Consider the following 916-nt stretch of genomic DNA (forward strand, 5'->3'; position numbering starts at 1 on the left):
TTCGCCGTACAGGGGCCAGAAGTAGCCCTGTTTCATTTTGCCGTTACCGCTCTTGCCGACTTTGATTGGTGTTTCGTCCATGGCCAGTACCCGGCTTGCAGGACTATGTCAAATCGCAGCTGATTGTGATCGTTGAGATCTTCATACCCAGCAGCAATCGAAAGCAAACGCTGTCGCACCAGCTGTTCCGCCTGGTGAGCAACTGAGGAAGCACGACGGGGATCATTGACGACACTGGCCACCGCGCGGGATAGGCCAAGGCGGCGATCGCATTAACGAAGCAGCAACAAACCGGTATTGGAGGTCAGGTCTTCGCCAGTGAAACCTGCTGTGATTTTGCGACGGGAAAGGGATGAAAAGCGAATCTCAAGCTGGTACCATTTGGTCACGGCGGAATTTCTTATCAGACTGTTTTAAGCACCAGCGATGATAAGACTTTCCGCCGTTCTTGTATCTGAACTCGTGCAATATTTGGAGGCAAAATCCCTAGGACCCCTTAAAGATAAAGAATTGCTAGCATCGATACGTGCCCGTGGCATTCTTCAAAATCTGGCTGTCTTGCCAATGGGGTCCACTTAAATCCGCTGGCGGCTTGCAGCACACATCGTAACGGCAAAAGTAATATAAGCATATACAGGAAAGGATTGCACGCCTTTCGGGAGGCGGGGCCATAAATATGACAGTTTGACCAAACCTTATTTGGCGTCAACTTTAACAGATTCATACCTAAAAATTATTTTGTGAATTATTGCTGGTATTAAATTGTACTTCAAGTTTCTGGGATTCAGGCTATCTCGTTGTTGTGTCGGTCAATATAAGATTTTTTATACACTGATAAGCTTTTATAGAGTGTGGAGCTAAGTGAATCTGTTTTGACATCCTCCCCGCCCTAAAGGACGGAGATTCCTACAGCTAG

General features: G+C 47.2%; 2 pseudogenes. Both read right to left on the reverse strand.

The window, feature by feature from the left end:
- Positions 1–96 (reverse strand): annotated as a pseudogene (locus tag Q5Y71_RS16965) (transposase); the annotation flags it as partial.
- 56 nt (positions 97–152) lie between these two features.
- Positions 153–242, reverse strand: a pseudogene (locus tag Q5Y71_RS17735) (hypothetical protein); the annotation flags it as partial.
- Positions 243–916: the final 674 nt, after the last annotated feature.

The organism is Microbulbifer sp. 2205BS26-8 (assembly GCF_030731025.1).
In the GTDB taxonomy this organism is placed as follows: Bacteria; Pseudomonadota; Gammaproteobacteria; order Pseudomonadales; family Cellvibrionaceae; genus Microbulbifer; species Microbulbifer spongiae.